At 37.1% G+C, this 25,142-nt stretch carries 28 protein-coding genes; 12 read left to right on the top strand and 16 right to left on the bottom strand.

Annotation, left to right across the window (positions count from 1 at the left end; translation table 11 throughout):
• Positions 1-218: 218 nt before the first annotated feature.
• Complete coding sequence (locus tag ACG916_RS09895; protein WP_419327483.1) at positions 219-554, bottom strand: hypothetical protein; 336 nt, start codon at positions 552-554, stop codon at positions 219-221.
• Between the two features lie 121 nt (positions 555-675).
• Here ACG916_RS09895 and ACG916_RS09890 point away from each other — a divergent pair, with 121 nt between their 5' ends.
• The 5 genes from ACG916_RS09890 to ACG916_RS09870 all read left to right on the top strand — a co-directional run bounded on the left by ACG916_RS09890 (position 676) and on the right by ACG916_RS09870 (position 5,009).
• Positions 676-1,104: an HD domain-containing protein gene (locus tag ACG916_RS09890; RefSeq protein ID WP_004720720.1), complete on the top strand. Its 429-nt coding sequence runs from the start codon at positions 676-678 to the stop codon at positions 1,102-1,104.
• Between the two features lie 88 nt (positions 1,105-1,192).
• A complete protein-coding gene (locus ACG916_RS09885; protein ID WP_336951387.1) occupies positions 1,193-2,092 on the top strand; it encodes a LysR family transcriptional regulator in 900 nt (299 codons plus the stop codon).
• Positions 2,093-2,253: 161 nt separating this feature from the next.
• A complete protein-coding gene (trmA, locus tag ACG916_RS09880; protein ID WP_419327482.1) occupies positions 2,254-3,336 on the top strand; it encodes a tRNA (uridine(54)-C5)-methyltransferase TrmA in 1,083 nt (360 codons plus the stop codon).
• A gap of 242 nt (positions 3,337-3,578) precedes the next feature.
• Entirely contained in the window at positions 3,579-3,809 is a 231-nt protein-coding gene (locus tag ACG916_RS09875) for a hypothetical protein (RefSeq protein ID WP_336951389.1), read from the top strand.
• Positions 3,810-3,941: 132 nt separating this feature from the next.
• Positions 3,942-5,009, top strand: coding sequence for a hypothetical protein (locus ACG916_RS09870; protein WP_419327480.1), 1,068 nt, complete (start codon positions 3,942-3,944; stop codon positions 5,007-5,009).
• A 13-nt stretch (positions 5,010-5,022) separates the two neighbouring features.
• Here the strand turns inward: ACG916_RS09870 and ACG916_RS09865 are convergent, their stop codons facing one another.
• Positions 5,023-5,376 carry a YnfA family protein gene (locus ACG916_RS09865; protein ID WP_004720731.1) on the bottom strand — a complete coding sequence of 118 codons (354 nt, stop codon included), beginning with the start codon at positions 5,374-5,376 and terminating at the stop codon, positions 5,023-5,025.
• A 220-nt stretch (positions 5,377-5,596) separates the two neighbouring features.
• Between ACG916_RS09865 and ACG916_RS09860 the strand changes: the two genes are divergently transcribed.
• Positions 5,597-6,505 carry an alpha/beta hydrolase gene (locus ACG916_RS09860; RefSeq protein WP_419327478.1) on the top strand — a complete coding sequence of 303 codons (909 nt, stop codon included), beginning with the start codon at positions 5,597-5,599 and terminating at the stop codon, positions 6,503-6,505.
• A 59-nt stretch (positions 6,506-6,564) separates the two neighbouring features.
• Here the strand turns inward: ACG916_RS09860 and clpA are convergent, their stop codons facing one another.
• The 5 genes from clpA to ACG916_RS09835 all read right to left on the bottom strand — a co-directional run bounded on the left by clpA (position 6,565) and on the right by ACG916_RS09835 (position 12,394).
• Positions 6,565-8,841 (bottom strand): ATP-dependent Clp protease ATP-binding subunit ClpA, encoded by a 2,277-nt coding sequence (gene clpA, locus ACG916_RS09855; protein ID WP_336951392.1) that lies wholly within the window; start codon positions 8,839-8,841, stop codon positions 6,565-6,567.
• A gap of 9 nt (positions 8,842-8,850) precedes the next feature.
• Complete coding sequence (gene clpS, locus ACG916_RS09850; protein ID WP_004720737.1) at positions 8,851-9,276, bottom strand: ATP-dependent Clp protease adapter ClpS; 426 nt, start codon at positions 9,274-9,276, stop codon at positions 8,851-8,853.
• A gap of 21 nt (positions 9,277-9,297) precedes the next feature.
• On the bottom strand, positions 9,298-10,041 hold the full coding sequence (locus ACG916_RS09845) for a DUF6776 family protein (protein WP_419327476.1): 744 nt from the start codon (positions 10,039-10,041) through the stop codon (positions 9,298-9,300).
• Positions 10,042-10,123: 82 nt separating this feature from the next.
• Positions 10,124-11,173: an N-acetyl-gamma-glutamyl-phosphate reductase gene (gene argC / locus ACG916_RS09840; protein WP_419327475.1), complete on the bottom strand. Its 1,050-nt coding sequence runs from the start codon at positions 11,171-11,173 to the stop codon at positions 10,124-10,126.
• A 135-nt stretch (positions 11,174-11,308) separates the two neighbouring features.
• Positions 11,309-12,394 carry a GGDEF domain-containing protein gene (locus ACG916_RS09835; RefSeq protein WP_336951478.1) on the bottom strand — a complete coding sequence of 362 codons (1,086 nt, stop codon included), beginning with the start codon at positions 12,392-12,394 and terminating at the stop codon, positions 11,309-11,311.
• Between the two features lie 332 nt (positions 12,395-12,726).
• On the opposite strand from ACG916_RS09835, the gene ACG916_RS09830 reads away from it, so the two are divergent.
• From ACG916_RS09830 to ACG916_RS09820, 3 genes are all read left to right on the top strand, one after another.
• Complete coding sequence (locus tag ACG916_RS09830; protein WP_336951395.1) at positions 12,727-12,864, top strand: hypothetical protein; 138 nt, start codon at positions 12,727-12,729, stop codon at positions 12,862-12,864.
• 299 nt (positions 12,865-13,163) lie between these two features.
• A complete protein-coding gene (locus tag ACG916_RS09825) occupies positions 13,164-13,916 on the top strand; it encodes an HD domain-containing protein (protein ID WP_336951396.1) in 753 nt (250 codons plus the stop codon).
• 3 nt (positions 13,917-13,919) lie between these two features.
• Positions 13,920-14,741, top strand: a complete 822-nt coding sequence (locus ACG916_RS09820) for an alpha/beta fold hydrolase (RefSeq protein WP_419327474.1) — start codon at positions 13,920-13,922, stop codon at positions 14,739-14,741.
• Here ACG916_RS09820 and ACG916_RS09815 read toward each other — a convergent pair.
• From ACG916_RS09815 to rpiA, 5 genes are all read right to left on the bottom strand, one after another.
• Entirely contained in the window at positions 14,731-15,162 is a 432-nt protein-coding gene (locus tag ACG916_RS09815) for a GNAT family N-acetyltransferase (RefSeq protein ID WP_419327472.1), read from the bottom strand. The genes ACG916_RS09820 and ACG916_RS09815 overlap by 11 nt on opposite strands.
• A 55-nt stretch (positions 15,163-15,217) precedes the next feature.
• Positions 15,218-15,640 carry a bleomycin resistance protein gene (locus tag ACG916_RS09810; RefSeq protein ID WP_336951401.1) on the bottom strand — a complete coding sequence of 141 codons (423 nt, stop codon included), beginning with the start codon at positions 15,638-15,640 and terminating at the stop codon, positions 15,218-15,220.
• Between the two features lie 29 nt (positions 15,641-15,669).
• Positions 15,670-16,026, bottom strand: coding sequence for a VOC family protein (locus ACG916_RS09805; RefSeq protein WP_336951402.1), 357 nt, complete (start codon positions 16,024-16,026; stop codon positions 15,670-15,672).
• A gap of 52 nt (positions 16,027-16,078) precedes the next feature.
• Positions 16,079-16,753 carry a M48 family metallopeptidase gene (locus ACG916_RS09800; RefSeq protein ID WP_419327471.1) on the bottom strand — a complete coding sequence of 225 codons (675 nt, stop codon included), beginning with the start codon at positions 16,751-16,753 and terminating at the stop codon, positions 16,079-16,081.
• A gap of 92 nt (positions 16,754-16,845) precedes the next feature.
• Positions 16,846-17,517, bottom strand: a complete 672-nt coding sequence (gene rpiA / locus ACG916_RS09795) for a ribose-5-phosphate isomerase RpiA (RefSeq protein ID WP_336951404.1) — start codon at positions 17,515-17,517, stop codon at positions 16,846-16,848.
• A gap of 115 nt (positions 17,518-17,632) precedes the next feature.
• On the opposite strand from rpiA, the gene ilvA reads away from it, so the two are divergent.
• Entirely contained in the window at positions 17,633-19,171 is a 1,539-nt protein-coding gene (gene ilvA, locus ACG916_RS09790) for a threonine ammonia-lyase, biosynthetic (RefSeq protein WP_336951405.1), read from the top strand.
• A gap of 81 nt (positions 19,172-19,252) precedes the next feature.
• Here the strand turns inward: ilvA and ACG916_RS09785 are convergent, their stop codons facing one another.
• Together ACG916_RS09785 and ACG916_RS09780 are read right to left on the bottom strand one after the other, a co-directional pair.
• Positions 19,253-19,753, bottom strand: a complete 501-nt coding sequence (locus tag ACG916_RS09785) for a hypothetical protein (RefSeq protein WP_419327470.1) — start codon at positions 19,751-19,753, stop codon at positions 19,253-19,255.
• Between the two features lie 48 nt (positions 19,754-19,801).
• Entirely contained in the window at positions 19,802-20,347 is a 546-nt protein-coding gene (locus ACG916_RS09780; RefSeq protein ID WP_419327544.1) for a hypothetical protein, read from the bottom strand.
• Between the two features lie 245 nt (positions 20,348-20,592).
• On the opposite strand from ACG916_RS09780, the gene ACG916_RS09775 reads away from it, so the two are divergent.
• Together ACG916_RS09775 and ACG916_RS09770 are read left to right on the top strand one after the other, a co-directional pair.
• Positions 20,593-21,243 (top strand): potassium channel family protein, encoded by a 651-nt coding sequence (locus tag ACG916_RS09775; protein WP_004720766.1) that lies wholly within the window; start codon positions 20,593-20,595, stop codon positions 21,241-21,243.
• Between the two features lie 8 nt (positions 21,244-21,251).
• Positions 21,252-22,604: a TrkH family potassium uptake protein gene (locus ACG916_RS09770; protein ID WP_336951408.1), complete on the top strand. Its 1,353-nt coding sequence runs from the start codon at positions 21,252-21,254 to the stop codon at positions 22,602-22,604.
• Between the two features lie 203 nt (positions 22,605-22,807).
• Here ACG916_RS09770 and zapE read toward each other — a convergent pair whose 3' ends face one another.
• Positions 22,808-23,956, bottom strand: a complete 1,149-nt coding sequence (gene zapE / locus ACG916_RS09765; protein ID WP_004720770.1) for a cell division protein ZapE — start codon at positions 23,954-23,956, stop codon at positions 22,808-22,810.
• 108 nt (positions 23,957-24,064) lie between these two features.
• Positions 24,065-25,075, bottom strand: coding sequence for an AraC family transcriptional regulator (locus tag ACG916_RS09760; RefSeq protein WP_336951409.1), 1,011 nt, complete (start codon positions 25,073-25,075; stop codon positions 24,065-24,067).
• Between the last annotated feature and the right edge of the window lie 67 nt (positions 25,076-25,142).

Genomic DNA, 25,142 nt, shown 5'->3' with positions numbered 1-25,142 from the left:
CAATAGCTTATTCAAGATTTATAGAATGTAGCTTAATTTCTATATTGTAATGATAAAACTCAAGTTGTAGGAGGTGAAATCAACAGCGCCTACAACAGAAAATATAAGCCTACTCCGCTATTTTTAATTACTATTTGGAATTTTAATAAGAGTAGTCTATAAGAAACACGATATTCAATTGCGCAGTATTTAAACCGAATAACTACCAATCTTAAAATTTAAGCGCCAAATCCAATATAACGATAAAAACCTTGATCCCCTACAACACCTAAGCTTATTTTATAAATCAGATAATGAGGATAACTACTCTCAGATAATTCATTGAAAATATTCAATCCCTGATCATCATGAGCATGGATTTCATCGACGCTACGCTGCATGGTCGCTTCAAATGCATCTGAAATATATTCAAAGCCCAAATCCATCGCAATAAACAAGGTATGCATACATGGTTGTAGATATTGTTCTTCATTCCAATCAATGACCGCATGTCGGCAATGCGGGCATGTAACATTTTCTTGAGAATTTTCTAAAGTGATCAGTTGAAATGGCATACGCTTTGGAACAGAATAAAATTGTATTTTAAACGAGTTAGAGAAATTTAACACTCGTTTTAGATAAATCTAAAACTGCTTTTAATATTTAATAAATACACGAAACAAAGCTAAGGATATTATGTCAACGATTGAAAAAGCGATTGCTTTAGCAGCTCGTAAACACGCAGGCCAAAAAGATAAAGCACAACAGCCTTATATTTTTCACCCTCTGAGGTTGATGTTCAAAGTTAAAACACCCAATCAACAGATTGTTGCTGTATTACACGACATCTTGGAAGATACCGATACCACTGTGGTCGATTTAATCTCACTTGGCTTTAGTCAAGAAATTGTCGATGCCGTTGTTGCCTTAACCAAAAAAGAAGGCGAATCTAGAATCGAAGCTGCCTACCGTGCAGTAAAGAATCCAATTGCACGTGTGGTAAAACTGGCAGATGTTGCTGATAACATGGATATCACCCGTATTCCACACCCGACGACTAAAGACCTTTTGAGATTAGAAGAATATAAGCAAGTTCAGAATATTCTCATGACAGGCAATGCCTAATCTTAGAAAATTTTCACAATTAATAAGTTGACTTGATGCAACAGTTAAGTTTAATAGTGCATCATTGTTGCAATTATGGAATGTATTTATGCTCACTGATTTGGATGACTTTTACTGCTTTGGTTTGGTTGTAGAGCATGGGGGATTTAGTGCGGCTGAACGTGCAACGGATATCCCTAAATCCAAGCTCAGTCGCCGTGTATATAATTTAGAAGAAAAATTAGGAGTTCGTTTAATTCAGCGGAGTTCTCGTCATTTTGCTGTTACTGACATTGGTATGAATATTTACCGCCATGCCCAAGTGATGATGAATGCTGCACAATCAGCGCATGATTTGGTCGATCATCTTAGCGAACAACCTCGTGGTGTTATTAAAGTAAGTGTCCCTGTAACTGTTGCACAAAGTGAATTATCCAAAATTCTTCCCGATTTTTTAAAAGCTTACCCTGAAATCAGAGTACAACTTCTAGTGAGTAATCGCCGAGTAGATATTATCAATGAAGGTTTTGATGTTGCCTTGCGTGTTCGCGCAAATCTAGATGATGACCCTAGCTTAGTGCTGAGAAAATTTGGACAAATTGAACAGCATCTCCTTGCAAGTCAAGCATATTTAAATGAATTTGGCATGCTGAAAAAACCTGAAGACTTGTCTGAACACCGCATTTTAAGTATGGTTGATGAACATTTAGACCAACAAATGGTGTTACATGACAGTGAAAACCAGCAGAAAAAAATTAAAGTTAACCCTATACTCATGGGTTCCGATTTAATGATGTTGGCAAAATTAGCCAGTCAAAATTGTGGTATTGCCTTACTTCCAGACACCATTGCCAATGATTTTGTCGCAACAGGCGAATTGGTCCGTGTCTTACCTAACTGGAAAGCACCGCATGGGATCTTTCATGCTGTTTATCCTTCGCGTCGTGGCTTACTTCCTGCAGTAAGAGTTTTTATTGATTATTTGGTTAAGCACTTAAGCAAGTGTTAAACAGTTGCTCCACATTATCGTTTTGCTAAAGAAAACTTAGTATTATTAAATACACAAGCCATTCTCAATAAATTGACAAAGATGGACTGCAATATTGTGTCCATCTGTTCCTATTTTTGATACCATCGCTACTGCTTAATTCCAATGTTTTTCTGATTTATATGACTTCATCTTATCAACAACAGCTTGATGCCAAAATTGAACGAATCCAAACTCAATTCGCAGAATTTAATCCACCATCATTAGAAGTATTTGCTTCACCTGAACAAAACTTTCGTATGCGTGCAGAATTCAGAATTTGGCATACCGAAGATGATATGTTCTATGCCATGTTTGAACGAGATGAAAATCAACAAAAAACCGTTGCTCGCATTGATGAATTTCCGATTGCAGATCGAAGTATAAATCAGCTCATGCCAGTTTTATTGGCTGAGCTAAAAGCCGATTTAGTCTTATCAAAACGTCTTTTTGAAGTGCATTTTTTAGCAACGCTCAAGGGCGAAATGCTGGTTTCATTGATTTATCGTGCACCACTCAGTGAAGAATGGGAAGTTTTAGCAAAACAATTAGCTGATAAGTTGAATGTTAAAATCATTGGCCGCAGTCGCGGACAAAAAGTTATCTTAACCGATGAATTTGTTGTTGAAGAATTAAAAGTCTTTGAGCGTAAATTTCAATATAAGCAAATTGAAAGTAGCTTTACTCAACCCAATGCACAAGTTTGCCAAAAAATGTTGCAATGGGCTTGTCAGTCAGTAGAGGGCAAAAATAAAGACTTACTCGAGTTATACTGTGGTAATGGTAACTTTACCCTACCCTTATCCTTGAGCTTTAACCGTGTTTTGGCAACTGAATTAGCAAAATCTTCGGTCTACGCGGCACAGTGGAATATTCAACAAAATCAGATCGACAATATTCAAGTTGCACGTCTTTCAGCAGAAGAGTTTACTCAGGCCTATAACGGAGAACGTGAATTCCGTCGTTTACAAGAAGCAGAAATAGACATTCAGGGTTATGAGTTTGATACAGTTTTTGTCGATCCACCGCGTGCAGGGATTGATGACGATACGTTAATGCTTTTGCAAGGTTTTCAACGTATTCTTTATATTTCATGCAATCCAGATACATTACACGACAATTTAAAAACCTTGCTTAAAACCCATAAGATTGTGAAATTTGCGATGTTTGATCAATTCCCTTACACCCATCATGTAGAATCTGGAGTTCTTCTCGAAAAAATTTAAACAATTTATTACAAGATTTGGCTGCCATGTAAATTGACATGGCAGCTATTTGTTTAAATTATTTATTGATATATCATTAAGTTATAATTCATTTAAATCATGGTCTTTTAACAAACCGTTTAAAACATCTCAAATCATCGAAAAAATCAGCCTATAACTCGATCATCTATTTCTCTCAGATCTTGTATTTTATTAAAAAACGGCTATATTTCGAACTATGTTAGGTTGTGTATGAAGGCTCTATGAGTTTTTGGCAAAAGCTGTTTACGGCTGAAGATACATTGCAAAATGAACATAAAAATCAAATTGCATGTGTTGAAAATGATTGCTCTTGTAAATCCAATGATCAACTTTTATCAGCTTTGATGAAAGCGACAGATCAGGATGTGATTACTGGGATTAAGAAGGTACTTGTCTCTAGAGGTTTCAGTAAAAAAGAGTTAAACCAATTACAGCATCCACCTATTCAATAGTCATGGATGACCGCTAAGAAAAAAAGCATTCAGTTTACTGGATGCTTTTTTAATTCCAATAGAACAATTTTTGATGTTTCTTCTTGGCTTGTATACAATTATTTCAAAGAATAGATAAACGCAGAATCAACAATGAAAATTAAAATTCTTATTTTTTTATTATCACTCAACGCTTCAATTAGCTATGCAGATATTAACGATGATGAAATTCAAGCCATAGAAGATTTAAGCGATCAAGTATTAGCAACCAAAAATCTGGCCAAAATTGAACCACAGATTAAGGCTCAAATCCAGAAGGCCCAACCCAATGTGCAAAAACTGTTAAAAGCCAAAGACATTGAATACAACGATTCTGTCTATTTACACAACTATGCAATTCTGACTTCTGGATATGCTGAATATTTGCTTGAACAACATTGCACCACGCTCTCTCAGCCTTTTCAAGAACTTACTGAACAGGCTTATTTTGCACTAAAAAAACGTGATCCCAAAGATACAGTCGCAATCAATAACTTAGGTTTATTCTATGCGCAAATGTCGGTGTATTATCGGAAAAACATAGACCCAACCCCACGTCTAGACTATTTACTAAAGGCTGAACAACTATTTAAGACCTTAATGAAGTTGCAACCAGACAATGAGGAGTATGAGAAAAATTACTATGCGGTACTCAGTGACAAACTGATGCTGTTACAGAAATATCATCGTGATGAGAATGAGCAAAAACACCTCATTAATATACTTAAAAAGCCTTTATTTCACTATTTATCTGATCCCAATCAAGCTTTCGATGCAGGAAATTTTATTATTTTAGCGCAACAGTATTTTAAATATCTCAATCATGAAGACCCGAAGCTTGCTGAAAAATGGTTGCGTGATAATCAGATTAAAATTGAAGCTGTGGTGAATAAGAACCGTAAGCAAACTCAACGAGAAAAGGAATTCCTCGCTGAATTCTATGCGCTGCTTAGTCAAACGGATAGAGCACTCTCCTACTTAAAACAATTGGAATTTTCTGATGAGAACAATACAGAACCATCCTCTTTTGAAAATGAACCGAATCTTGCCAATTTAAGGCTGAATCCTGAATATCAGAAATGGTTTAAACAATATAAACAGGATTATGCTGCATATCGTAAAGCAATTCCCAAAGTATGTAAGATCAATCAACTTGAAGCAACACAAGATACTGTAAAATGATGCTGTTGAAGACTTAACGAATCAAACCTTGCGGTTGCAGAATAATCACCAAAGCCCCAATGATTACAATACAACCACCAAACAAATCCCAGCGAGTTAAACTGACTTGATCGACAAATTTCAGCCACATCAGTGCACTAAAGATATAGATACCGCCATATGCGGCATAAATACGCCCTGAAGCAGCAGGATGCAAGGTCAATAGCCAGACAAATACCGCCAAACTTAAAACGGTAGGTATCCATAACCAATGACTTTTATTTTGATTCAGAATCAAATAAGGAAAATAACAACCTAAAATTTCTGCAACAGCTGTGACAAGAAATAATAAAATCGTAGTTAAAATTTTAGTAAATGCAATGTCCATTGATACTCAAAGAATAATCATGAAGTTAGAGTATATGTGATTTTCACGCGAGCTAAGCAATAAAATTTTGAGCATACTAAAACGGCTAAGCTTTTATCTATAAATTGTACTTATTGTTTGCCTCATCCACAAAAGCATACATTTTTAAAATATATTGATGAGTTTGCCCTGTTTAAAACAGGATAAAATATCAGCATCTACAATTTTTGGCTTTTTATGGATGAAAATAAATCATTTCGTGTTTAATTTCTTCATTTTCCTATGGCTTAGCCAAAATGTAGATGCAGCAACACTGAGTCTTCCGCTATGGCCCAATAGCGCGACACTGGCACCATCCAATGAACAATTTACGATAAATAAGCATGGTGCTATTGAGCATATCAACTCTCCTCAACTGTGGGTATATTGCCCCAAACAGAGCAATCACATCGCTATTTTAGTCATTAGTGGTGGGGGTTATGCCAGAGAGGAATTGGCCAAAGAAAGCACGCCAACTGCACAGTTTTTACAAAAACAGGGATTTACCGTATTTGAATTAATTTACCGCTTACCTAATCAGGATGGTAATAATCTGCTTGTGCCCTTTGAAGATGGCCAAAGAGCCCTGCGTATCATTCGTTATCATGCAAATCAATTCAACATTGATCCAGACAAAATTGGTGTACTGGGTTTCTCCGCAGGTGGGCATTTAGCTGGCATCATTGCGACACAATGGCAACAACAATTTTCGAGTTTAAATGATCCGATTGATCAAATTTCCGCTCAGCCTAATTTTGTGGCGCTACTCTATCCAATCATTAGTATGCAAGCGCCGCTAGATCATACCCATGCTTATAAAAGCTTATTTGGATCAAAACATGATTTAGCCAAACAAATCTTGTTTTCAGTAGATTTACAAGTCAAACAGAATACACCTCCAACCTTTTTAGCACACGCCATCGATGATCCGATTTCACCTGTTCAGAATAGCCTCAATATGCAAACCGCTTTGCAGCAACACAAGATCGCTTATGAATTACATCTTTTCAAAAATGGTGGACATGGCTGGGGCTTAGGCAAAGCCAATACTGAAACAACACAATGGCCGACATTATTCTTAACTTGGTTAAAGAAAATTGATATTTTATAAGCGCATAATTCAAAAAATAACCCGCAATCAATGCGGGTTATTTTAAAGCTCATTCACAACTATGCTGGTTCAGCAGTCTGATCTTCAAAGACTTCTAATGTCAGCCCTACAGCCTTACCATTTTCTTTCTTCACAGAGACAGCAACGTTACCACCATGATCTGCAAGCTCACCAAATAGAATCATCTCAGCAAGTGGTTTCTTCAAATGTTCTTGAATCAAACGTTGCATTGGGCGAGCACCCATTAAACGATCATAGCCATTCTCAGCCATCCAATCTCGAGCAGATTGATCGACTTCAAGTACCACTTTTTTATCATCTAACTGGGCTTGAAGTTCAGTTAAGAACTTATCAACAACAGACTCAATCACTGTGGTAGGCAATGCTTTAAACTGAATTACGCCATCTAAACGATTACGGAATTCTGGTGCAAATGCACGTTTCATCGCTTCCTGATTGTCATGACTGTTGTCTTGTTCAGTAAAGCCGATACTGTTACGAGAAATACTTTCAGCACCAATATTGGTAGTCAATACAATAATCACATTACGGAAATCAGACTTACGTCCATTATTGTCAGTTAAAGCTCCATGATCCATGACTTGCAATAGCAAGTTAAAAACATCTGGATGTGCTTTTTCAATTTCATCTAATAACAGGACACAGTGTGGATTCTTATGAATGGCGTCAGTCAGTAAACCACCTTGATCATAACCAACATAACCTGGAGGCGCACCAATCAAACGAGAAACCGCATGACGTTCCATATATTCAGACATATCGAAACGAACAAGCTCTACACCCAACTGTTTTGCCAACTGCTTGGTCACTTCTGTTTTACCAACACCTGTAGGACCAGCAAAAACAAAACTACCTACGGGTTTATCTGGTGCTTTCAAACCTGCACGTGACAGTTTAATCGCAGAAGCCAAAGCTGTAATCGCTTCATCTTGACCAAATACCACACGTTTAAGATCACGCTCTAGATATTCAAGTACCGATTTATCATCTTTAGATACTGTTTTTGGCGGGATACGTGCAATCTTCGAAATAATATCTTCGATATTTTCAACTGTAATCAAGGTATCATCTTGTTCAGCTTTTAAACGACGCTGTGCACCAGCTTCATCAATCACATCAATCGCCTTGTCTGGCAAGAAACGATCATTAATAAATTTAGCAGACAACTCAACCGCTGAAACTAGCGCAGTATCTTCATATTTAACATGATGGAAATCTTCAAACTTGCTTTTCAAACCACGCAAAATATCAATTGTCTCCGAAATAGAAGGCTCATTCACATCGATCTTTTGGAAACGGCGTGATAGTGCATGATCTTTTTCAAATACTTGGCGATATTCTTGGAATGTGGTTGAACCAATACAACGTAAACTACCATTTGCCAACGCAGGTTTGATTAAATTCGATGCGTCCATGGTACTGCCCATACTTGAGCCAGCACCAATGATCATATGAATTTCATCAATAAATAAAATTGCTTCTGGTTTCTTTTTCAAAGCATTGAGAAGCTGTTTCAAGCGTTTTTCAAAGTCACCACGGTATTTTGTACCCGCAACCAATGCACCGATGTCTAAACTAAACACTTCAGCAGTCGCAAGTGGCTTAGGCGCTTTACCATTCACAATCAACCATGCCAGACCTTCAGCAATCGATGTTTTACCCACACCAGGATCACCCACAAGCAATGGGTTGTTTTTACGGCGACGGCAAAGAATTTGAGCAGTTCGTTCAATTTCTTTTTCACGCCCAATTAAAGGATCAGTTTTGCCTTTTTGCGCTTCAATATTTAAATTCAAGGTATAAAGTTCAAGAGGTCCAGCATTTGCTGAAGCACTTGATTCACCTTCTAAATCATCAGATTCTTCTTCAACTTGAATTTCTTCTTTACGCGCACCGTGTGACAAATATTGGGTTAAAGTCAAACGATTGATTTGATGTCGTTTTAGTAAATAAACGGCAAAAGAATCTCGCTCAGAGTACATCGCAACCAGTACATCTGCACCCTCTACTGTGCGGTCACCACCACTTGACTGAACGTGGAAAATTGCACGTTGTAAGATACGGTCAAAACTTTCAGTTGGATGAGGGGCTTGGTCGTTGTTTTCTCCTAGTTTAGGCGTATGTTGTTCTACATACTCCTCTAACTCTTTGCGCAAACTGATAATCTCAGCACCACATGCTTTTAATGCATTTACCGCTGAATCGTTATCAAGTAAAGCCAATAATAAATGTTCAACCGTAAGAAACTCATGTCTCTTTTGACGAGCCATGCTAACAGCCAAACGGAGTGAAACTTCTAATTGACGACTGAGCATGAAACCCCCTTATTCTTTTGGCTCAATCTGACAAAGCAATGGATGACCTTGAGATCGAGCGTAGTTATTAACTTGGTTGGCTTTAGTCTCCGCAATGTCTCTTGGATAAACACCAGCTTCACCTTTTCCTTCATAATGTACTGTTAACATTACTTGAGTGGCTTGGTCAAGATTCAAAGCAAAGTATTGTTGTAAAATTTCAATTACAAAGTCCATCGGAGTGTAATCATCGTTCAATAAAACGACAGAATACATCGGTGGTCGTTTCACTTCAGGTGGTGCAGTTTGTACTGCAACATCCGCTTGATCATGGTCTGGATGGTTTGGATCTTCTGAATTACTTATACGAATACTCAAGTGCCAATCTATAAATCCTGAATCACGGAATGATGATTTCACTTCATTTAAACTCATTTGACGTTTATTAGTTCGCATATTTTTCAAAATACTTATGATTTATTGAGAATTAGCCGCAGCTTGAGGAACCTCTGCAGCGAACGCTGCTGCACTGTCTACAGCTTGCCCACGTGACCAACTAAAACGTTTAACCACTGGTGTGGCACCATTTAGACGGATTTCGATAAATTGTGGATTAAAACCCTTAGGCATAGTCCAACGTCCCGTTAAACGCTCATAATCAGTAAAGTTATAATTCGCATCTGCCATTAGCACTGTTAACACCTCAGTACCACTAATCAAACGAATTTCAACGGAACCGGTCGCACGTCTTGGACTGACTTGAATAAGATCAAGCTGATATTCATAAGCGTTTTCAGGTAATGGCTTAACGGCCAAATTTTGAATTGTTAAACTCAAACCACCACGTTGTTTTAACACTTCACGATAAATTGCACTCATCACATCTACTTGTGATTTTTCAGCATTGGCTTTGTTCAATGATTCTAACAAATCGTTAGAATTCGAAACAGCCACGTCTCGTTCCTGCACAGCAGCATTTAAGCTTTTGTTTAAATTAGCCAGCGTTGTTTTTTGTTGCTTCACAACTTCTACCAACTGTTCTGCATCTGCATCAAAACCGACTACCGTTAGCCCTTGGCGATGTCCAACTGTATAACCTAAAATCACACTGCCAGCACATAATACAACCCCACCGATCACCAAAGGCATATTCCCTTTTAAAAAAGGCTTTTTCGGTGCTTGAGCTGGTTGTGACGCGGTATTTGTTTCTGTGTTCTGCATCATCATCTCTAAGTATTATTGATAGAATCAAAACACACATTTAACCGCAAAGTTATATGTGTGTGAAGCAATAAAGCGTTTTTTATGGTAATAATCCGATACTTTGTAGACCAGCATCTTCAGTAAAACCAAACATTAAGTTCATATTTTGTACAGCCTGTCCTGCCGCACCTTTGACTAAATTGTCTTGAACAGACAAAACAATTAACTTGTTCGGATGCGGTTTATACAGTGCAATTCTCAGTTGGTTTGCACCACGTACAGAACGTGTTTCTGGTGAACTATTTGCAGGCATTACATCTACAAACATTTCATTTGCATAAAATTTTTCATAAAGACTTTGTAAATCTGCTGCTGCGCCTTGCTCTGTCAAATCAACATAGATTGTACTGAACATACCACGAATCATCGGAACCAAATGTGGTACAAAAAGAATCTGATCAAATACATTTTTTTGACCCGAAATATTTTCTAATGCTTCTACAATCTCAGGATGATGACGATGTCCAGCAACGCCATAGGCTTTAAAATTATCTGCATTTTCAGAATAAATCATGCCTAGACTAGCTTTACGCCCTGCACCTGATACACCAGATTTCGCATCAATGATAATACTTTCTGGTTTAACCAATGTTTCAGCTTGCTTAAAAAGTGGCGCTAATCCCAACTGAACAGTGGTTGGGTAACAACCCGGGTTACCGACAACATTGGCATTTTTAATTTGTTCACGATTAAGTTCCGATAAACCATAAACAGAGTCTTTCAGTATCTCTGGGCAGGCATGCTGCATCCCATACCATTTTTCAAACTGTGCTAAATTCTGCAAGCGAAAATCAGCGGCTAAATCGATAACTTTGGTATTTGCTGCCAAAAGTTGTTGTGCATGCTGCATTGCCACACCATGCGGGGTCGCAAAAAACACAACATCACATTTTTTTAATTCATCAATGTTTAAATCTGAATACTTAAGCTCTGTGTGCCCACGTAAGCTTGGAAATATATCATCCACACGGCGACCATCTTCGGTACGTGATGTCAGTACATTCACTTGAACATTTGGATGTCGTAGTAAAAGACGCAACAATTCAACGCCTGTATAACCTGTTCCACCGACAATACCCACTGAAATCACGTTTTTTACCTCGATTTAAAAGTATCCATTTTGTAGTGCTGTAGTATGACAGGAAGTTGATGCTTTCTAAACTATTTTACTGGGTTTTTATAATGTTTTAGCATTATGACAAAGTTAAATTCCCATAAATTTAATTCATGCATCTTGGGCAATACAGTTTCGTCCTCTACGTTTGGCCACATACAAAAGTTTGTCAGCAGCTTCTATACCACTCGCTAAATTACGATGTCTCACTTGTGTTAAGCCAAAGCTGGCTGTCAATAAGATGGATTGAGTTAAAAATTGCTCAGTTTCAATAGCAATCCGCATACGCTCAGCAATTTTATAAGCCTCACTGAGATCTTCAACTTGTAATAAAACAATAAACTCTTCACCACCAAAACGTCCAACTAAGCCCTTTTCACCGACATGCTGACTGACAAGACGACCTACACTTTGCAAAATCTGATCACCGACCAGATGTCCATAGGTATCATTAATTTTTTTAAAATGATCAACATCACACATTAACAAAAAATATTGTCTATCTGATAAATCAATTAAATTTATTTTAGCTGCATCATAAAATCCACGGCGATTGAGTAGATGCGTTAATGGATCTCTACAACGTTCATCATTTAATTTCAAAATAATGTCTCGAACTAATGTTCCTATAAGTACGATCGCAAACCACATGCTCAGGATAATACTGGCAGCAAGCATCATTAACCACCATACTGAATTTACAAGCATATTGGCTTGAATATTTTTCAAAAAAAAGAAAATAATAATGACGCGAAAAAAAGTATATAAAACAATAAAAAGGTAAGAATAATCGACCAGCTTATTTAACCAATCACTTTGCTTATCATTTTTAAAAATTGAAGCCAAAACCAAGGATTCAACTACGGCAATGCTAAGGTTTAAAATCAGCATCCGCATCCATAGCTGTTCATCAACAAAAGAATAATAGACCAACAAGCATATTGTGATGAAGATCAAGATAAAAGCGGCTAAAGTATGTGAACTGGCGTTCTTTCTTAATGCCATAGTATATGCACTGGCCCACGCGCCAAATAGGTATAAACCACCTAAAAGTGGAGCAGAAAATGTTAATTGTTGGTTAGACATAAAGCTTTGTGCAGCTAAAGAAAATGATGGCACGATATATCCGAGACCCAACCAAAATAAATATGTAGGTGCCTTAAAAAAATAATGGCAGATCAAAAGTAAACTGCCCATTAATATCAGGCAGAACGGTACAATCAAAATAAAGTAATGAGTATCTGCAAAATTCACGTCTGATATCTTTATGATAAGAAATAGGAAATATTGGCAATTCGCCAAGTTTAGAGTATTTTTTTATTCACTCCCAACTTATGCTTAAAATAATCAGACTATTTTGTAATTTAACAGTTTTTATTAAGAAATACTTTTAAGGCATTATACTCTTACTTAAAATTTATGATGATCAATATACACACGCAGACTATTCAATGACATTGTCTATAAATCTATCAATCCAAAAATAGTCAACCTACCTAATTATTAATTCGTTTTTGTGTTTTTAAATCATGGATGGTTATTCTACCACGGGGCGACATGGATGTCGCCGTTGGACGGGGGTACAGGACGTACCCTTCGCCCATGAGCAAAAACAAAGCACTGCTTTGTTTGCAGCGCAAGGTTTGGCATCACCTACGCAAAGGTAATTAAACCTTAAATGTAAGATGTGGCATTGCAAGTATTTTTATAACCATCTCGTTTATTTTCCTATATAATTGATTTAAATAAAAATATTAATTGGGAAAAATTATATTCTTATGTCTGAGTTTTTTGACAGATTGGCTATTTCAAAGAAAATAGAAAAAGGACAAACAATTTTAATTCTCATTTTTGGCATAAAAGACTATTCAAAAAAATTCAAAGAAAACGGTCTTGTCTTGCTAAATGATTTATGCATAATAATTTAGAGTAATTACTCTAAATTCAACAAAAGGACCCATTGATCATGATTGGATCACGAGCGTGGATGAATACAAGCAATGGAAAACTTAGCTTTAAAGAAAAAACTCAGTTAATAAAACAAGTTCTAATCCCTGTCACATTGAGCTATGGCAAGACATTTCTCAAAGCACCTCATGATTCAACTTTATTTACACTGGATAATTTTCATATTCCTGACACAGCAATTGCCAAAGAAGCGATGAACGAATTAGAACAAACGGCTTCACAAGCGATCATCAATCATTCTTGGCGGAGCTATTTTTGGGCTGTTGCTATTGCCCACACCAAACAATGGCAATTTGATCAAGAGAGCCTTTTTGTCTCATGTTTGATGCATGATTTAGGTCTAGTTGATCATTTGGATCAATATGCATGTCAATGTTTTAGCTTTGAAAGCGCCTTAAGAGCTGAAGCACTCTGTACCAAACACCATTATCCCAAAGTCAAAATAGATAATATTTCAGATGCGATTTGTTTACATATGAATGGGAATTTAGATGAGAATGATCCAAGCCTTACTAAAGAAGTTCTATTATTACAAAAAGCCACTTCATGTGATGTGATTGGGACTGATCTCAGCTTATTTTCAAACAGTTTTAAAAACAAAATTTTAACCCAATATCCGCGGGTACATTTTAATTCAGAAATGCGTAAACTTATCTCAATTGAAGCAAAAAGAAACCCTCAATCACGGACTGCTTTAATGCACAAACTCGGACTTTCAAGCATGATTCAAATGAATATTTTTAAGGACTAAATCATGAAAAACACCTCTTTTACCCAAAAGAAGATTGATTTTGGGCCATATCCAATTGTAGTCGATATTTATTCAAACACTGAAAATAGCCAAAGTGTTATTTTGCTGGCTGCGCTAGGTATAGCAATCAGTAAATACGAGGTACTCATTACAGCTTTAAGCCAAAGTGGCTTGAATGTTATTGTGGCTGATTATCCTCATTGCGGGCGTAATACTCCACCTGTTTCAGCAAAGGTTGATTATGGTTATGCTGATTTACTCAATGAATTTATTCCTCAACTGGAAAAGCTGGCCTTAGAATTGAACCAGCAAGCCCCAATCTTATTTGGACATAGCTTAGGCGGACATTTAGCAACACTTTATGCACAAAATCATGCAAATAAAGTCATTGGTGTTGCCACTGGCAATATCGGTTTAAAAAATTGGGACTTAAAAGGTAAAATCAATATTTTAAAAGCAGTTACAGCGATCAACGCCATGATTTTAAAAGATGGTTATTTTGCAGGCTATAAAATTGCTTTTGGGAATAAAGAGACAAAATCCTTAATGCGTGATTGGTCTAAAGTTATCTTTACAGGAAATTATGCACATATTATTGGGCAAGAAAACGTGGTGAATAACGCTGCCTTATTTGTCTATTTAAATGGCGATGATTTTGCACCAATGTCTTCAATGCTTGGCCTAAGTGGTTATTTTAAAAACCCACAAATAAACACGTTGGATTTAACCCATAAAACCAAAGGCAATCAACATAGTGCATGGATTAAACAGCCTGATGAAGTCGTCGAAATAATTATAGAATGGGTCAATAGTTTTACTGAATAAGTTTTGCTTTTGACATCAATATATATCCACCTTCTTCACTTTCTCCAGTGCTGATTGCTTCCCAGCCATGACCTAAATAAAAAGACAAAGCTTTTTTATTTTCAGATAAACATTTGAGGTAGCCTGTACCCGTAAACAGTTGTTCTGCTGCGTGTAGCAATGCTGTCCCTACACCCTGATTTTGAGCATTTGGGGCAATAAATAGATGATGTAAAAAGTTCTCTTGCAGAAAAATAGATGCAAATCCCAAATATTCTTGGTCTTTTTCAGCTACTAAAATCATTTCATTTTGGGTGTATTTTTCAAAATCACTCAGCTCCCATTTTGAAGAATTCAACCACGGCCAACTTAATTGTCTGGTATTTAAAAAAAGTTCACTCAATGGTGCTCGGTCATAATACTGAAAAGATCTGATGTGCATCGCTGTACCTCAATTAAAGTCCCTATAACCTGACCTTATTTAAGCCAGCCTTAATTTAATCTAACGTTATCGCCCTTTCTCCAATCACCTCAACAATTCGTAATAAATAACCATCTGGATCTTGAACTAAAAATTGCTTTTGTCCATGCTCTATAGTTTCTGCACGGTACCAACGTTCTTCTAATGCTTCAAACAGCGGCCATTGTGCGACATCCAAACGATTTAAAATACTGTCGAGTTGGTCTACTTCGAACTGAAAGTTAATCCCTCTTCCCAATGGGTAGGCCAATACTCCTGTTAACCATTGCCCTTGTTGTTGTTGCTCCAACATAAACTGAACACCATCAAGTTCCACATAGATAAATTTTTCTTCAGTCCGTTGATACATTACAGAAAAACCCAATATTTCCACCCAAAAATGATAACTTTTATCCAAATCGGTGACGATCAGTTCTGGAACCAATTTATTCCACTGCATTTAAAAATCCTACTTAATTCATTAATTTTTTAATATTCAATATGTTGTAAAATATTTACAACCTTTCCAAATGGATCTTTGACATAGAATCGCCTAACGCCCCAATCCTCGTTAGTTAAGGGATAGAGGATGTCTAAATCTAATTTTTTGGCTTTTTCATAAAGTTCATCCACATTGTCGACCTCGATTGAAAAATCGGGTACATCTGTATTATTTCCCCCTTCGGAAGCAATACTGATTTGTGGATGCATCATTTCCTGACTGGCAAATGTTTTGATCCAGCCATGATCCATCACCAAGTCCATCGCTAAAAAATCACCATAAAAAGCTTGCGCACTGGCTAAATCTAAAGCTTTAATATTACCTATGATTCTTTTTACACTCATACGCTTTTCCTCATTTTTTGTTTTAATGCAATCTAGAAATTTACTTATTTTATTACGCCCACCACCAAGGTATTACGCTACCTTTTAAAACTTTACGATGTTGCTGATAGTGTTGATCATGCTTTTCAACTTCAAACCAAAAAGCAGCGCTATGATCAAAATGTTTGGTATGTGCCAATTCATGTACACAGACATAACGGGTAATTTGTTGATCAAATAAAACCAAGGCACTATTGAGCATAATATCATGACGGGCTGTACAACTTCCCCAACGTGTTTTTGGGTTTCGAACAGCACACTGTCCAAACTTTAAACGAGTTTCATCACTGACTTGCTTTAAATAGATTGGTAAATAATGCTTTGCATAAGCAATTACAAAAGCTTTTAAATAGTTTTCAGGCTGACGGTCGCTGACAAATAATTGAGGCTTTTGCTCATCTAAAATATAGCTATTTTTTTGAGTTTTATAAATAATTTCTATGGGGTGTTTTAAATTAAACAGTTGCAAGCTTGTCGGTAATATCTGATCAACTTGCTGTATTTTTTCCTGCTGTTTATGCCAGGTCTCAATCATCCATTGTTTAGACTCGTGTAAAAAATGCTGAATCTGACGTTGGCTACAATACTTAGGCACAGTTAAGCGAATCTGTGTTGGTTCAACACGTAAACGCAAGCGTGTTGCCCGTGCATGATGAGTGATTTTAATTTCAGGAAGATTTGCAGTCATAATACGCTTATTTTTAGAATCTCCCCCAACCGTTCTTTAAAGGCAAAGAGGAAGCCTCATCTTTACTCGAGCAGAAGTTAGGGGAAATTTTTTTATCCTGCGGTACGCTCTTCAATACCGTTATTGGTCGCAACTACAGCAACATCAGCTTTATTGATCGCAAAAATACCGTTACACACCACTCCAGGAATATCGTTAATGGTTTTTTCGACCTCTAATGCATTCAAAATATTTAAGTTATACACATCTAGAATGACATTACCGTTATCCGTTACCACACCTTCACGATAAACTGGGTCACCGCCTAGTGATACAATTTTACGTGCTACTGCTGAACGTGCCATAGGAATCACTTCAATAGGCAAAGGAAATTCACGGCCTAACTGATCGACCCATTTCGAGTCATCAACAATACATACAAACTTTTTCGCAATAGATGCCACGATTTTTTCACGCGTGAGTGCAGCCCCCCCGCCTTTAATCATATGTAAATGACGGTCAATTTCATCAGCACCATCCACATAAGCATCTAAACCACTGACATGGTTCATATCAACCACCTCAATACCTAATTTCTTAAGACGTTGAGCCGTTGCTTCTGAACTGGCAACTGCTGCTTCGAGTTGTAACTGAGGTAATAATTCAATTAAGAAGTTCACTGTACTACCAGTACCAACTCCCAAAATGCCCCCTCTTGGTAAGTGTTTTAAAGCGGCTTGGGCTGCAGCTTGTTTTTTCTCGTCCTGGGTTGCATAAAGGCTCATGACATCTCTCAATAAAATTTCAATTTCCTGCACATTTTGCATAATTTTAAAACGCAAAGGTACAACGGTTTGTTACAATGAGCGCTCATTTTAAACTGTTAGATGGAAAATTAACATGCTGTCTCGTTTGGTTCGACAAATATTACAGGCAACGGTGTATGACGTTGCAATCGAAACCCCACTCGAAGCAGCGCCACGAATTAGTGAAAAACTAAACAATAACATTCGCTTTAAACGCGAAGATTTACAACCTGTCTTTTCCTTCAAACTACGCGGTGCGTATAACCGTATTAGTCAATTACCGAAATCTCAGTTGGAACGTGGCGTTATTACTGCTTCAGCAGGTAACCATGCTCAGGGCGTGGCTTTATCTGGTCAAAAGTTAGGTATTCGCGCCATTATTGTGATGCCAAAAACCACCCCTGACATTAAAGTTCAAGCAGTAAAGCGTTTGGGTGGTGATGTTGTGCTTCACGGCGACTCATTTGATGTTGCTAACAAATATGCGATTCAACGCGCAAACGACGAAGGTTTAACCTTTATTCCGCCTTATGATGATGAACTGGTCATGGCCGGCCAAGGTACAATTGCCAATGAAATATTGCGTCAATGGCGTGATGTTGAATACGTATTTGTTGCTGTGGGCGGTGGTGGTTTAATTGCAGGTGTAGCAGCATATCTTGGTGATGTTGCTCCGCATGTCAAAATTATTCCTGTCGAATATGATGAATCTGCATGTTTAAAAGCAGCATTTGAAGCGAATCAACGTGTGGTACTCCCTTCTGTAGGATTATTTGCAGATGGTACAGCTGTTGCTCAAATTGGTGAAAAGCCATTTGAAGTGATTCAACTACAAAAATCTGATAACTCAGGTCCAATTGTTGAACGTGATGTCGTCTTGGTCAACACAGATGAAATCTGTACAGCAATCAAAGATACCTATGATGAATGTCGTAGTATTGTAGAGCCATCAGGTGCGATGGCACTTGCAGGTATCAAAAAGTACGTCGCTGAGCATGGTCTTGAAGGCAAAAATATGGTGTCAATTGTTTGTGGTGCCAATATGAACTTTGACCGTTTACGTTATATTGCTGAACGTACCGAACTCGGTGAACGTAAAGAAGCTATTTTTGCAGTGACCATTCCAGAAGAAAAAGGTTCTTTCCTGAATTTCTGTCGTGCTTTGCAAGGACGTAATATCACTGAGTTTAACTATCGTGCCAGTGATGCATCTGCCGCTCAAGTCTTTGTCGGTATTAGCTTAAAGGCTGGTGAAAAAGAACGTCATGACATCTATGAAGCAATGAAATTACATTATGATGTCGATGATTTATCGGATGATGAAGTTGCAAAATTGCATATCCGTTATTTGATTGGTGGTCATGCTGATATTGCCAATGAACGTTTGTTCCGTGTTGAGTTTCCAGAACGCCCAGGTGCTTTATTAACATTCTTAGAGCGTCTTGGTCCAACCCATAACATTAGCCTATTCCATTATCGTAATCACGGTGCAGCAGAAGGCCGTGTTTTGGTTGGCTTGGATGCAGAAGATGCGGTACAAAATCCAGATGGACTGATTGAGACTTTGGAAAATATCAATTACCCATATCAAGAAATTACCAATAACTTAGGTTATCAACGTTTCTTAAAATAGAAAGAGCTTCAAAATAGAAATAGCCTATAAATTTTTTATGGGCTATTTTTTATAAAATCAGAACAATTCGAAAAAGTTAACTTAATAAATCGCCATATTTAAATCACCATCATCATTAAATGCGTCATTAAAAGCATCCACAATTTGATTTAACTGTTGCTCATCTTGTGTCGGCACAAGCATCCAATATGGATTCTCTCGATAGACCACCAATAAAGAAAGCTGATGTAGATTGGCAGTCACTTTAATTTTATCAAAAATAATTTCTTCGGTTTGTTCCATCGCATCGATTTGATTATCAAATGAGACGTCATCATCTTCCTCATCGTACTGATCAAATACTTCTGCTATTGCAACTTCGATTTCATTTTGCAATTGCTCAGTATCAATATTGTACTGGTTAAAGTAGAAATCATTTTCAATTCCATTGTCATAATATTCTATTAATTCAATATAATGCAGAAAATCATGCTGTTGATTTATCCATTCACTAAAACTATAAAATTCAGTATTTTGAGGAATTTTTTGTGCATTTAGCTCGGGAATTAAATGTTGAAGTAATGAATATATTTTCTGTGACATGGATATCTCTCTATTTTATTATCAATAAGTTGAATTAATAGCAAAAAACTAAGTCGATCTTGAACAGTCAAATAATGCATAGTGTTCTATACTGACATCTTCATCATGAAATTGCTTATTAAAACACTTGCAGAACTTTTCAATTTTATATTCATGATTCGGTACAATCAACCAATAATAGTCTTCAGCATAAATCAGCAACAGTTCATGATCATGTTGTCTGGCCTGTTTTAATATTTCTTCAAAAACAACATCATAAACTTGATCTTGAACATTGTAATAGCATCCAATAACATCTTTGTGTACTTCATAATGATCAAATAAAGGCTTCGCTCTTTCACGAATTTGAGTTTGAATTCCTAAGCTATCTACTGCATATTCATGAAAAACAGCACAACGCTCAATCTCATTTTCATGAAATTGCATACGATCAATTTTCATTAAATATCCACGAAATCGCCCACCAAACTTTTCAGCTTCGATCCAACTGAGAAACTCGACAAAACGTTTACGATATTTCTTTTTGGGAATATCTCTTTGCTCCAATGCTGGGAACCAATGTTGGAGAATTTTAAAAATTTTCTTATCGTCCATTTTTTTATCATCCATTTTTTATTCTTGGATCAAAAGCCCAATCTTGGCTTTGCATTTTTAAATTTCAAAGCAATGATATCGGATCAATTTTAAGTTTTTATGACATAAATCTGGTTTTATTTACATTTATCGCTTTTTATTCTCAGTTTGTAGATTGGCGTTGCAATACTTTAAAGATAAAATATATAAAAATTGAATATGATCATACCAACACAAAATCAGTGTCGGGATAAGGACTTTGTAGAATGGCGCAATTCGCTGTCATCGGTTTAGGCAGTTTTGGTGAAGCAGTTGCACTAGAACTCACCAACTTAAATCACGATGTAATAGGTATTGATACATTAAAGAAAAATGTAGAAAACATTGCCGATAAAATCAGTCATGCAGTTATTGCAGATGCTACCGATGAACATGTGTTAGATGAACTGAATATCAAAAATTGTGATGCCGTGGTGGTTGCCATTGGTGAAGATATTGAAGCCAGTATTCTATGCGTACTGCATTTAAAAAATTTGGGTATCGAAAAAATCTTTGTAAAAGCCAAATCTAAATCACATCATATGATTTTGTCTCATTTAGGCATTACAAAAATCATTCACCCTGAAGAAGATATGGGGATTCGTGTTGCACAATCACTTAGTTATCCAATGGTGAGACGTTATATGGCGTTAAATAATGATCGCTATATCGTCAAAATTGAAATAGGTGCAAATTTACAAGGCGCGCAATTTCAAACGGTCATGGAAAACACCCCCGAACTTACAACCTTGTTATTACAACGCGGTTCACATGTACTGTATGATATTGCACCGGGGACGATTTTACAGGAAAAGGATATTTTAATCCTTGAAGGGCCTGTAGAAATGTTAAGACAATTTTCGATTCGTTTCTTATAGTTATAACTATGCGTTTATCTAAAAAAGAACTAATCAACAAAAAACACAATAGTATTAATCTCAGCCCACCGAGCTTACTTGCTTTAGGTTTTTTAAGCTTCATTATCATCGGAACACTATTCCTTAAACTTCCCTTTGCTAATCAAGGCAATTTGACATGGCTAGAGGCCCTGTTTACTGCAACCTCTGCTGTAACTATCACTGGGCTATCTGTCGTCAATATTGGCGACTCCTTAACCACTTTTGGTCAAGTTGTGGTGATGATACTGATCCAATGCGGCGGCTTAGGTTTTATGACTTTTGCAATCTTAGCTGCTTTGAGTCTTTCCTCAAAAGTTGGTATTCGGCAGCAAGTCATGGCACAGGAAACTATTGGTCAAACCAGTTTGGCCAAAGCGACCTTTACAGTAAAAGGGGTTTTTCTTTATTCATTGTTCTTTGAAGCGATTGGTACAGGGATTCTAACCATGGCTTGGTCACATCACTATGACCTTGAACATGCATTTTTTTATGCGCTTTTTTATAGTATTTCTGCTTTTAATAATGGTGGGTTTTCTTTATTCCCCAATAGCTTAATGAGCTTCTCTGACCAGTATATGGTGACATTTACCATCAGTATGCTGTATATCATCGGTGGAATTGGTTTTGTTGTCTTGATGGATATAAAAAGAGCCAAGCGTTGGAAAAAGCTTTCTACCAATAGTAAGTTAATTCTGTCTACGATTGCTGGCTTAAACCTCTTTGCTTTTATTGTTATTTGGGCAATCGAAGCTTCTAACCCCTTAACACTTGCCCCCATGTCTATTGGTGATCAAGCTTTAAATGCATGGTTCCATGCCACTGTACCTCGTTCATCAGGTTTTAACAGCTTGGAAGTCAGCAGCATGACCAATGCATCAACCTTAATTACCATGGTATTGATGTTTATTGGTGGCGGCTCATTAAGTACTGCGGGTGGAATTAAAGTCGGCACATTCATTATTATGATTTTAAGTGTCATTACCTTTTTAAAGCGTTCAGATGAAATTACTGTTTTTGGACATTCTGTTTCTCATCAAGCCACGTTTAAAGCTCTTGCAGTCATTTCGATTACATCGTTACTGATCTTGATTGGCTTTTTTACCCTACTGATTCTAGAACCTGATAAAAAGTTTTTAGACTTACTATTTGAAGCCGTTTCTGCGGCTTGTACTGTCGGCCTATCTCGAGGGATCACAGAAAATTTGCATGCAGGAAGCCAAATCGCTTTAATTTGTCTAATGTTTGCTGGACGCTTAGGACCACTAACACTTGCGTATTTGATTGCGACACCGAATAAAAGTCGTGTTCGCCATCCAAATACTGAAATTCAGGTGGGTTAATTGTTTTAATCATCAAGTGAATACAACTGAAACTGCTTTGTAGGATCATTTTAATCTTATCACGTATATCTAAAATAGGCTGAGACTCCTTAAATAGATTGCTCAGACAATCCTTGCAAAATGTATACTGATGACAGTATCCCCCATAAAAAAAGCGATCTTATCAATGATAGGATCGCTTTTTTACATCTTTCTAAGGATGATTATTCTACTTCTAACTCACTATTGCCTTTAATCAAACGATGCTCTGACTGCAAATATTCATCTGATTGCATTTCGAGTAAACGAGAACGTGTACGTTCAATTTCAAAAGCCAGCTTCTCTCCATCATAAATTTCAATAATCGAGTCTTGAGAGGTCAGTAATAGCTTTACTCCACGATCATAAAACTCATCTACCAGATAAATAAAACGACGTGTACCTTCTGACAGCAAATCAGTTAAGTGCGGAACATTACTCACCAAAACGGTATTATAAATATTGGCAATTTCAATAAAATCCGATGGGCTACGCGGTTTCATACAGAGTTCTCTAAACTCACACCACAATACATCTTCGGTATGGCCTAAAGTTTCAACAACACGGTTATTAATCGTAATTGGTTCTTCTGACACTGTTTGCGATGTGGTTAATGCATTAAAACGCTTTGCCATCCAGACTTTATTATCATCTGTCAGTGGTGATTTAAACAATTGCGCTTGTTTTAATACCCGTAAACGATAGTCAACACCCGCATCAACATTCAATACCACACAGTGTTTTTTCACCATTTCAATCGTTGGAATAAAACGATCACGATGGATTCCATTTTTATATAAACCATCTGGGGCAATATTTGATGTGGCAATCAAGGTAATGCCACGGGTAAATAATTTTTGAAATAAATCACTGAGAATCATTGCATCCGTTACATTCGACACAAAGAACTCGTCAAAACAAATTACTACAGCTTCTTTATAAATTTGATCTGCAACGATATCTAACGGATTACGCTGCCCAGAAAGCTTGTTTAACTCCTTATGCACAAACTGCATAAAGTGATGAAAATGCATACGGGTTTTACGGCGAAAAGGAATCGAATCGTAAAATTGATCCATGAGCCATGTTTTTCCACGCCCGACACCGCCCCACATATATACACCTCTCGGTGCAGTTTGACGACGGAAACGACGAAAAGCTTTCTTCGATGCTTTATAACGATTGATCAATTCTTGCCATACCCGCTCCAACTCATGTACTGCTTGAGCCTGAGCATCATCTGGTAAAAACTGTCCAGATGACAATGCTTTTGCATAACGCTCAGCGGGTGATACGGGAGTAAATGCTGTTGAAGTTGTATTCTGATCTAACATATCATTTTGTTACTTTTAAAGGCTAAAGGAAGTATATCGAATATTCATTTTTGATAAATAAAACTTTGGGATAATTCTAACTCTATATCTCATATCAGCACTACCTGTTTATTTACCATATTGACGCGGGCTTTGCCCAAACCAACGTTTAAAAGCATGATTAAATGCAGCGGGTTCTGAGTAGCCAAGTAATTCAGCAATCACCTCAATTGAATATTCCTTATATTCAATTAATCGCAATGCTTTGTGCTTAATCAGCTGTTCTCGAATTTGTTTATAGCTGGTATTTAATTGCTGCAACTGATGGCGTAAGGTTCTTTCAGGCACATTCAACGCCTGAGCTACTTCGGCCATCGAGGGAATAATCCCTTGCTGTAATTCCAAATAATCATTTACCCGTTGAATCAATGGCGCAATTTTCTGTTCTTCAGCATTTAATCGCTCAATTTCAGCAATACACTTGGCTTCGTAAACCCGATGTGTGATCGGATCTGCGGAGGGAATCGGCAGTTGCATCACATCTTCATTGATCCAAAAAGCAGCTTTTTCACAATTAAAATGTAAATCCGAACCGTAATAATCATGATATTGCTTTAATACATTTAAATCCTGAGGCTGCTGAAAGGGTAATTCGATTCTCACGCTGGGCGCTGTAAGTCCCATCATTTTATAAATATCATCCAGAAATTTATAAGTGCCAGAGATTTCGCATTGTGCTCTCAACAAACCCATTTCTGTTTCTAAATCTACTGGTTTGTAAGTTAATGCAATTTGATGATCACCTTTCTCAAGTCCTAAGACACCGTATAAATAGGTTAGACCTTGATAATGAACACCATTTTGAATCGCATCACCAACATTACCACAGGTCACCAAGAGCATAAGCAATGGACCATAGCCCGCCAAAGAATAATGCTGACCAATAAACAACCCCGTTTCTGGCTGCACACCCTGCCCAATCACTTTTTGTATATCCCACTCTAAACTGGGGTGAATGATTGAGCTGGGATCGAGTGCATCTGCTTTGATCCCAATGCTAGAAAGTCGTGAATCTACATCGATTCCAGCATTACGCATACCATGAATTAAATACATTAAACCGAGAATCGAGCGTTTCATTAGATCATCATTTGATTTCTACCCAAACTTTGTACTACAAAGATGGTTTTTTGCAAATTGCCGAATA

This window comes from Acinetobacter legionensis, assembly GCF_048552295.1.
In the GTDB taxonomy this organism is placed as follows: domain Bacteria; phylum Pseudomonadota; class Gammaproteobacteria; order Pseudomonadales; family Moraxellaceae; genus Acinetobacter.
The sequence above is the reverse complement of the archived record's forward strand: the minus strand, read 5'-3'. Positions and strand labels throughout refer to the sequence as shown.

Coding starts and splice junctions, on each gene's coding strand:
- ACG916_RS09890 (WP_004720720.1), top strand. CDS start 676: ATGTCAACGATTGAAAAAGCGATTGCTTTAGCAGCTCGTAAACACGCA.
- ACG916_RS09770 (WP_336951408.1), top strand. CDS start 21,252: ATGCGTTTATCTAAAAAAGAACTAATCAACAAAAAACACAATAGTATT.
- ACG916_RS09780 (WP_419327544.1), bottom strand. CDS start 20,347: ATGGACGATAAGAAAATTTTTAAAATTCTCCAACATTGGTTCCCAGCA.
- zapE (WP_004720770.1), bottom strand. CDS start 23,956: ATGTTAGATCAGAATACAACTTCAACAGCATTTACTCCCGTATCACCC.
- ACG916_RS09830 (WP_336951395.1), top strand. CDS start 12,727: ATGGATGGTTATTCTACCACGGGGCGACATGGATGTCGCCGTTGGACG.
- ACG916_RS09800 (WP_419327471.1), bottom strand. CDS start 16,753: ATGACTGCAAATCTTCCTGAAATTAAAATCACTCATCATGCACGGGCA.
- ilvA (WP_336951405.1), top strand. CDS start 17,633: ATGCTGTCTCGTTTGGTTCGACAAATATTACAGGCAACGGTGTATGAC.
- ACG916_RS09775 (WP_004720766.1), top strand. CDS start 20,593: ATGGCGCAATTCGCTGTCATCGGTTTAGGCAGTTTTGGTGAAGCAGTT.
- clpA (WP_336951392.1), bottom strand. CDS start 8,841: ATGCTCAGTCGTCAATTAGAAGTTTCACTCCGTTTGGCTGTTAGCATG.
- rpiA (WP_336951404.1), bottom strand. CDS start 17,517: ATGAGCCTTTATGCAACCCAGGACGAGAAAAAACAAGCTGCAGCCCAA.
- ACG916_RS09810 (WP_336951401.1), bottom strand. CDS start 15,640: ATGCAGTGGAATAAATTGGTTCCAGAACTGATCGTCACCGATTTGGAT.
- ACG916_RS09760 (WP_336951409.1), bottom strand. CDS start 25,075: ATGAAACGCTCGATTCTCGGTTTAATGTATTTAATTCATGGTATGCGT.
- ACG916_RS09860 (WP_419327478.1), top strand. CDS start 5,597: ATGAAAATAAATCATTTCGTGTTTAATTTCTTCATTTTCCTATGGCTT.
- ACG916_RS09820 (WP_419327474.1), top strand. CDS start 13,920: ATGAAAAACACCTCTTTTACCCAAAAGAAGATTGATTTTGGGCCATAT.
- ACG916_RS09875 (WP_336951389.1), top strand. CDS start 3,579: ATGAGTTTTTGGCAAAAGCTGTTTACGGCTGAAGATACATTGCAAAAT.
- ACG916_RS09785 (WP_419327470.1), bottom strand. CDS start 19,753: ATGTCACAGAAAATATATTCATTACTTCAACATTTAATTCCCGAGCTA.
- trmA (WP_419327482.1), top strand. CDS start 2,254: ATGACTTCATCTTATCAACAACAGCTTGATGCCAAAATTGAACGAATC.
- ACG916_RS09870 (WP_419327480.1), top strand. CDS start 3,942: ATGAAAATTAAAATTCTTATTTTTTTATTATCACTCAACGCTTCAATT.
- ACG916_RS09825 (WP_336951396.1), top strand. CDS start 13,164: ATGATTGGATCACGAGCGTGGATGAATACAAGCAATGGAAAACTTAGC.
- ACG916_RS09865 (WP_004720731.1), bottom strand. CDS start 5,376: ATGGACATTGCATTTACTAAAATTTTAACTACGATTTTATTATTTCTT.
- ACG916_RS09895 (WP_419327483.1), bottom strand. CDS start 554: ATGCCATTTCAACTGATCACTTTAGAAAATTCTCAAGAAAATGTTACA.
- ACG916_RS09835 (WP_336951478.1), bottom strand. CDS start 12,394: ATGGGCAGTTTACTTTTGATCTGCCATTATTTTTTTAAGGCACCTACA.
- ACG916_RS09805 (WP_336951402.1), bottom strand. CDS start 16,026: ATGAGTGTAAAAAGAATCATAGGTAATATTAAAGCTTTAGATTTAGCC.
- ACG916_RS09845 (WP_419327476.1), bottom strand. CDS start 10,041: ATGCAGAACACAGAAACAAATACCGCGTCACAACCAGCTCAAGCACCG.
- ACG916_RS09885 (WP_336951387.1), top strand. CDS start 1,193: ATGCTCACTGATTTGGATGACTTTTACTGCTTTGGTTTGGTTGTAGAG.
- clpS (WP_004720737.1), bottom strand. CDS start 9,276: ATGCGAACTAATAAACGTCAAATGAGTTTAAATGAAGTGAAATCATCA.
- ACG916_RS09815 (WP_419327472.1), bottom strand. CDS start 15,162: ATGCACATCAGATCTTTTCAGTATTATGACCGAGCACCATTGAGTGAA.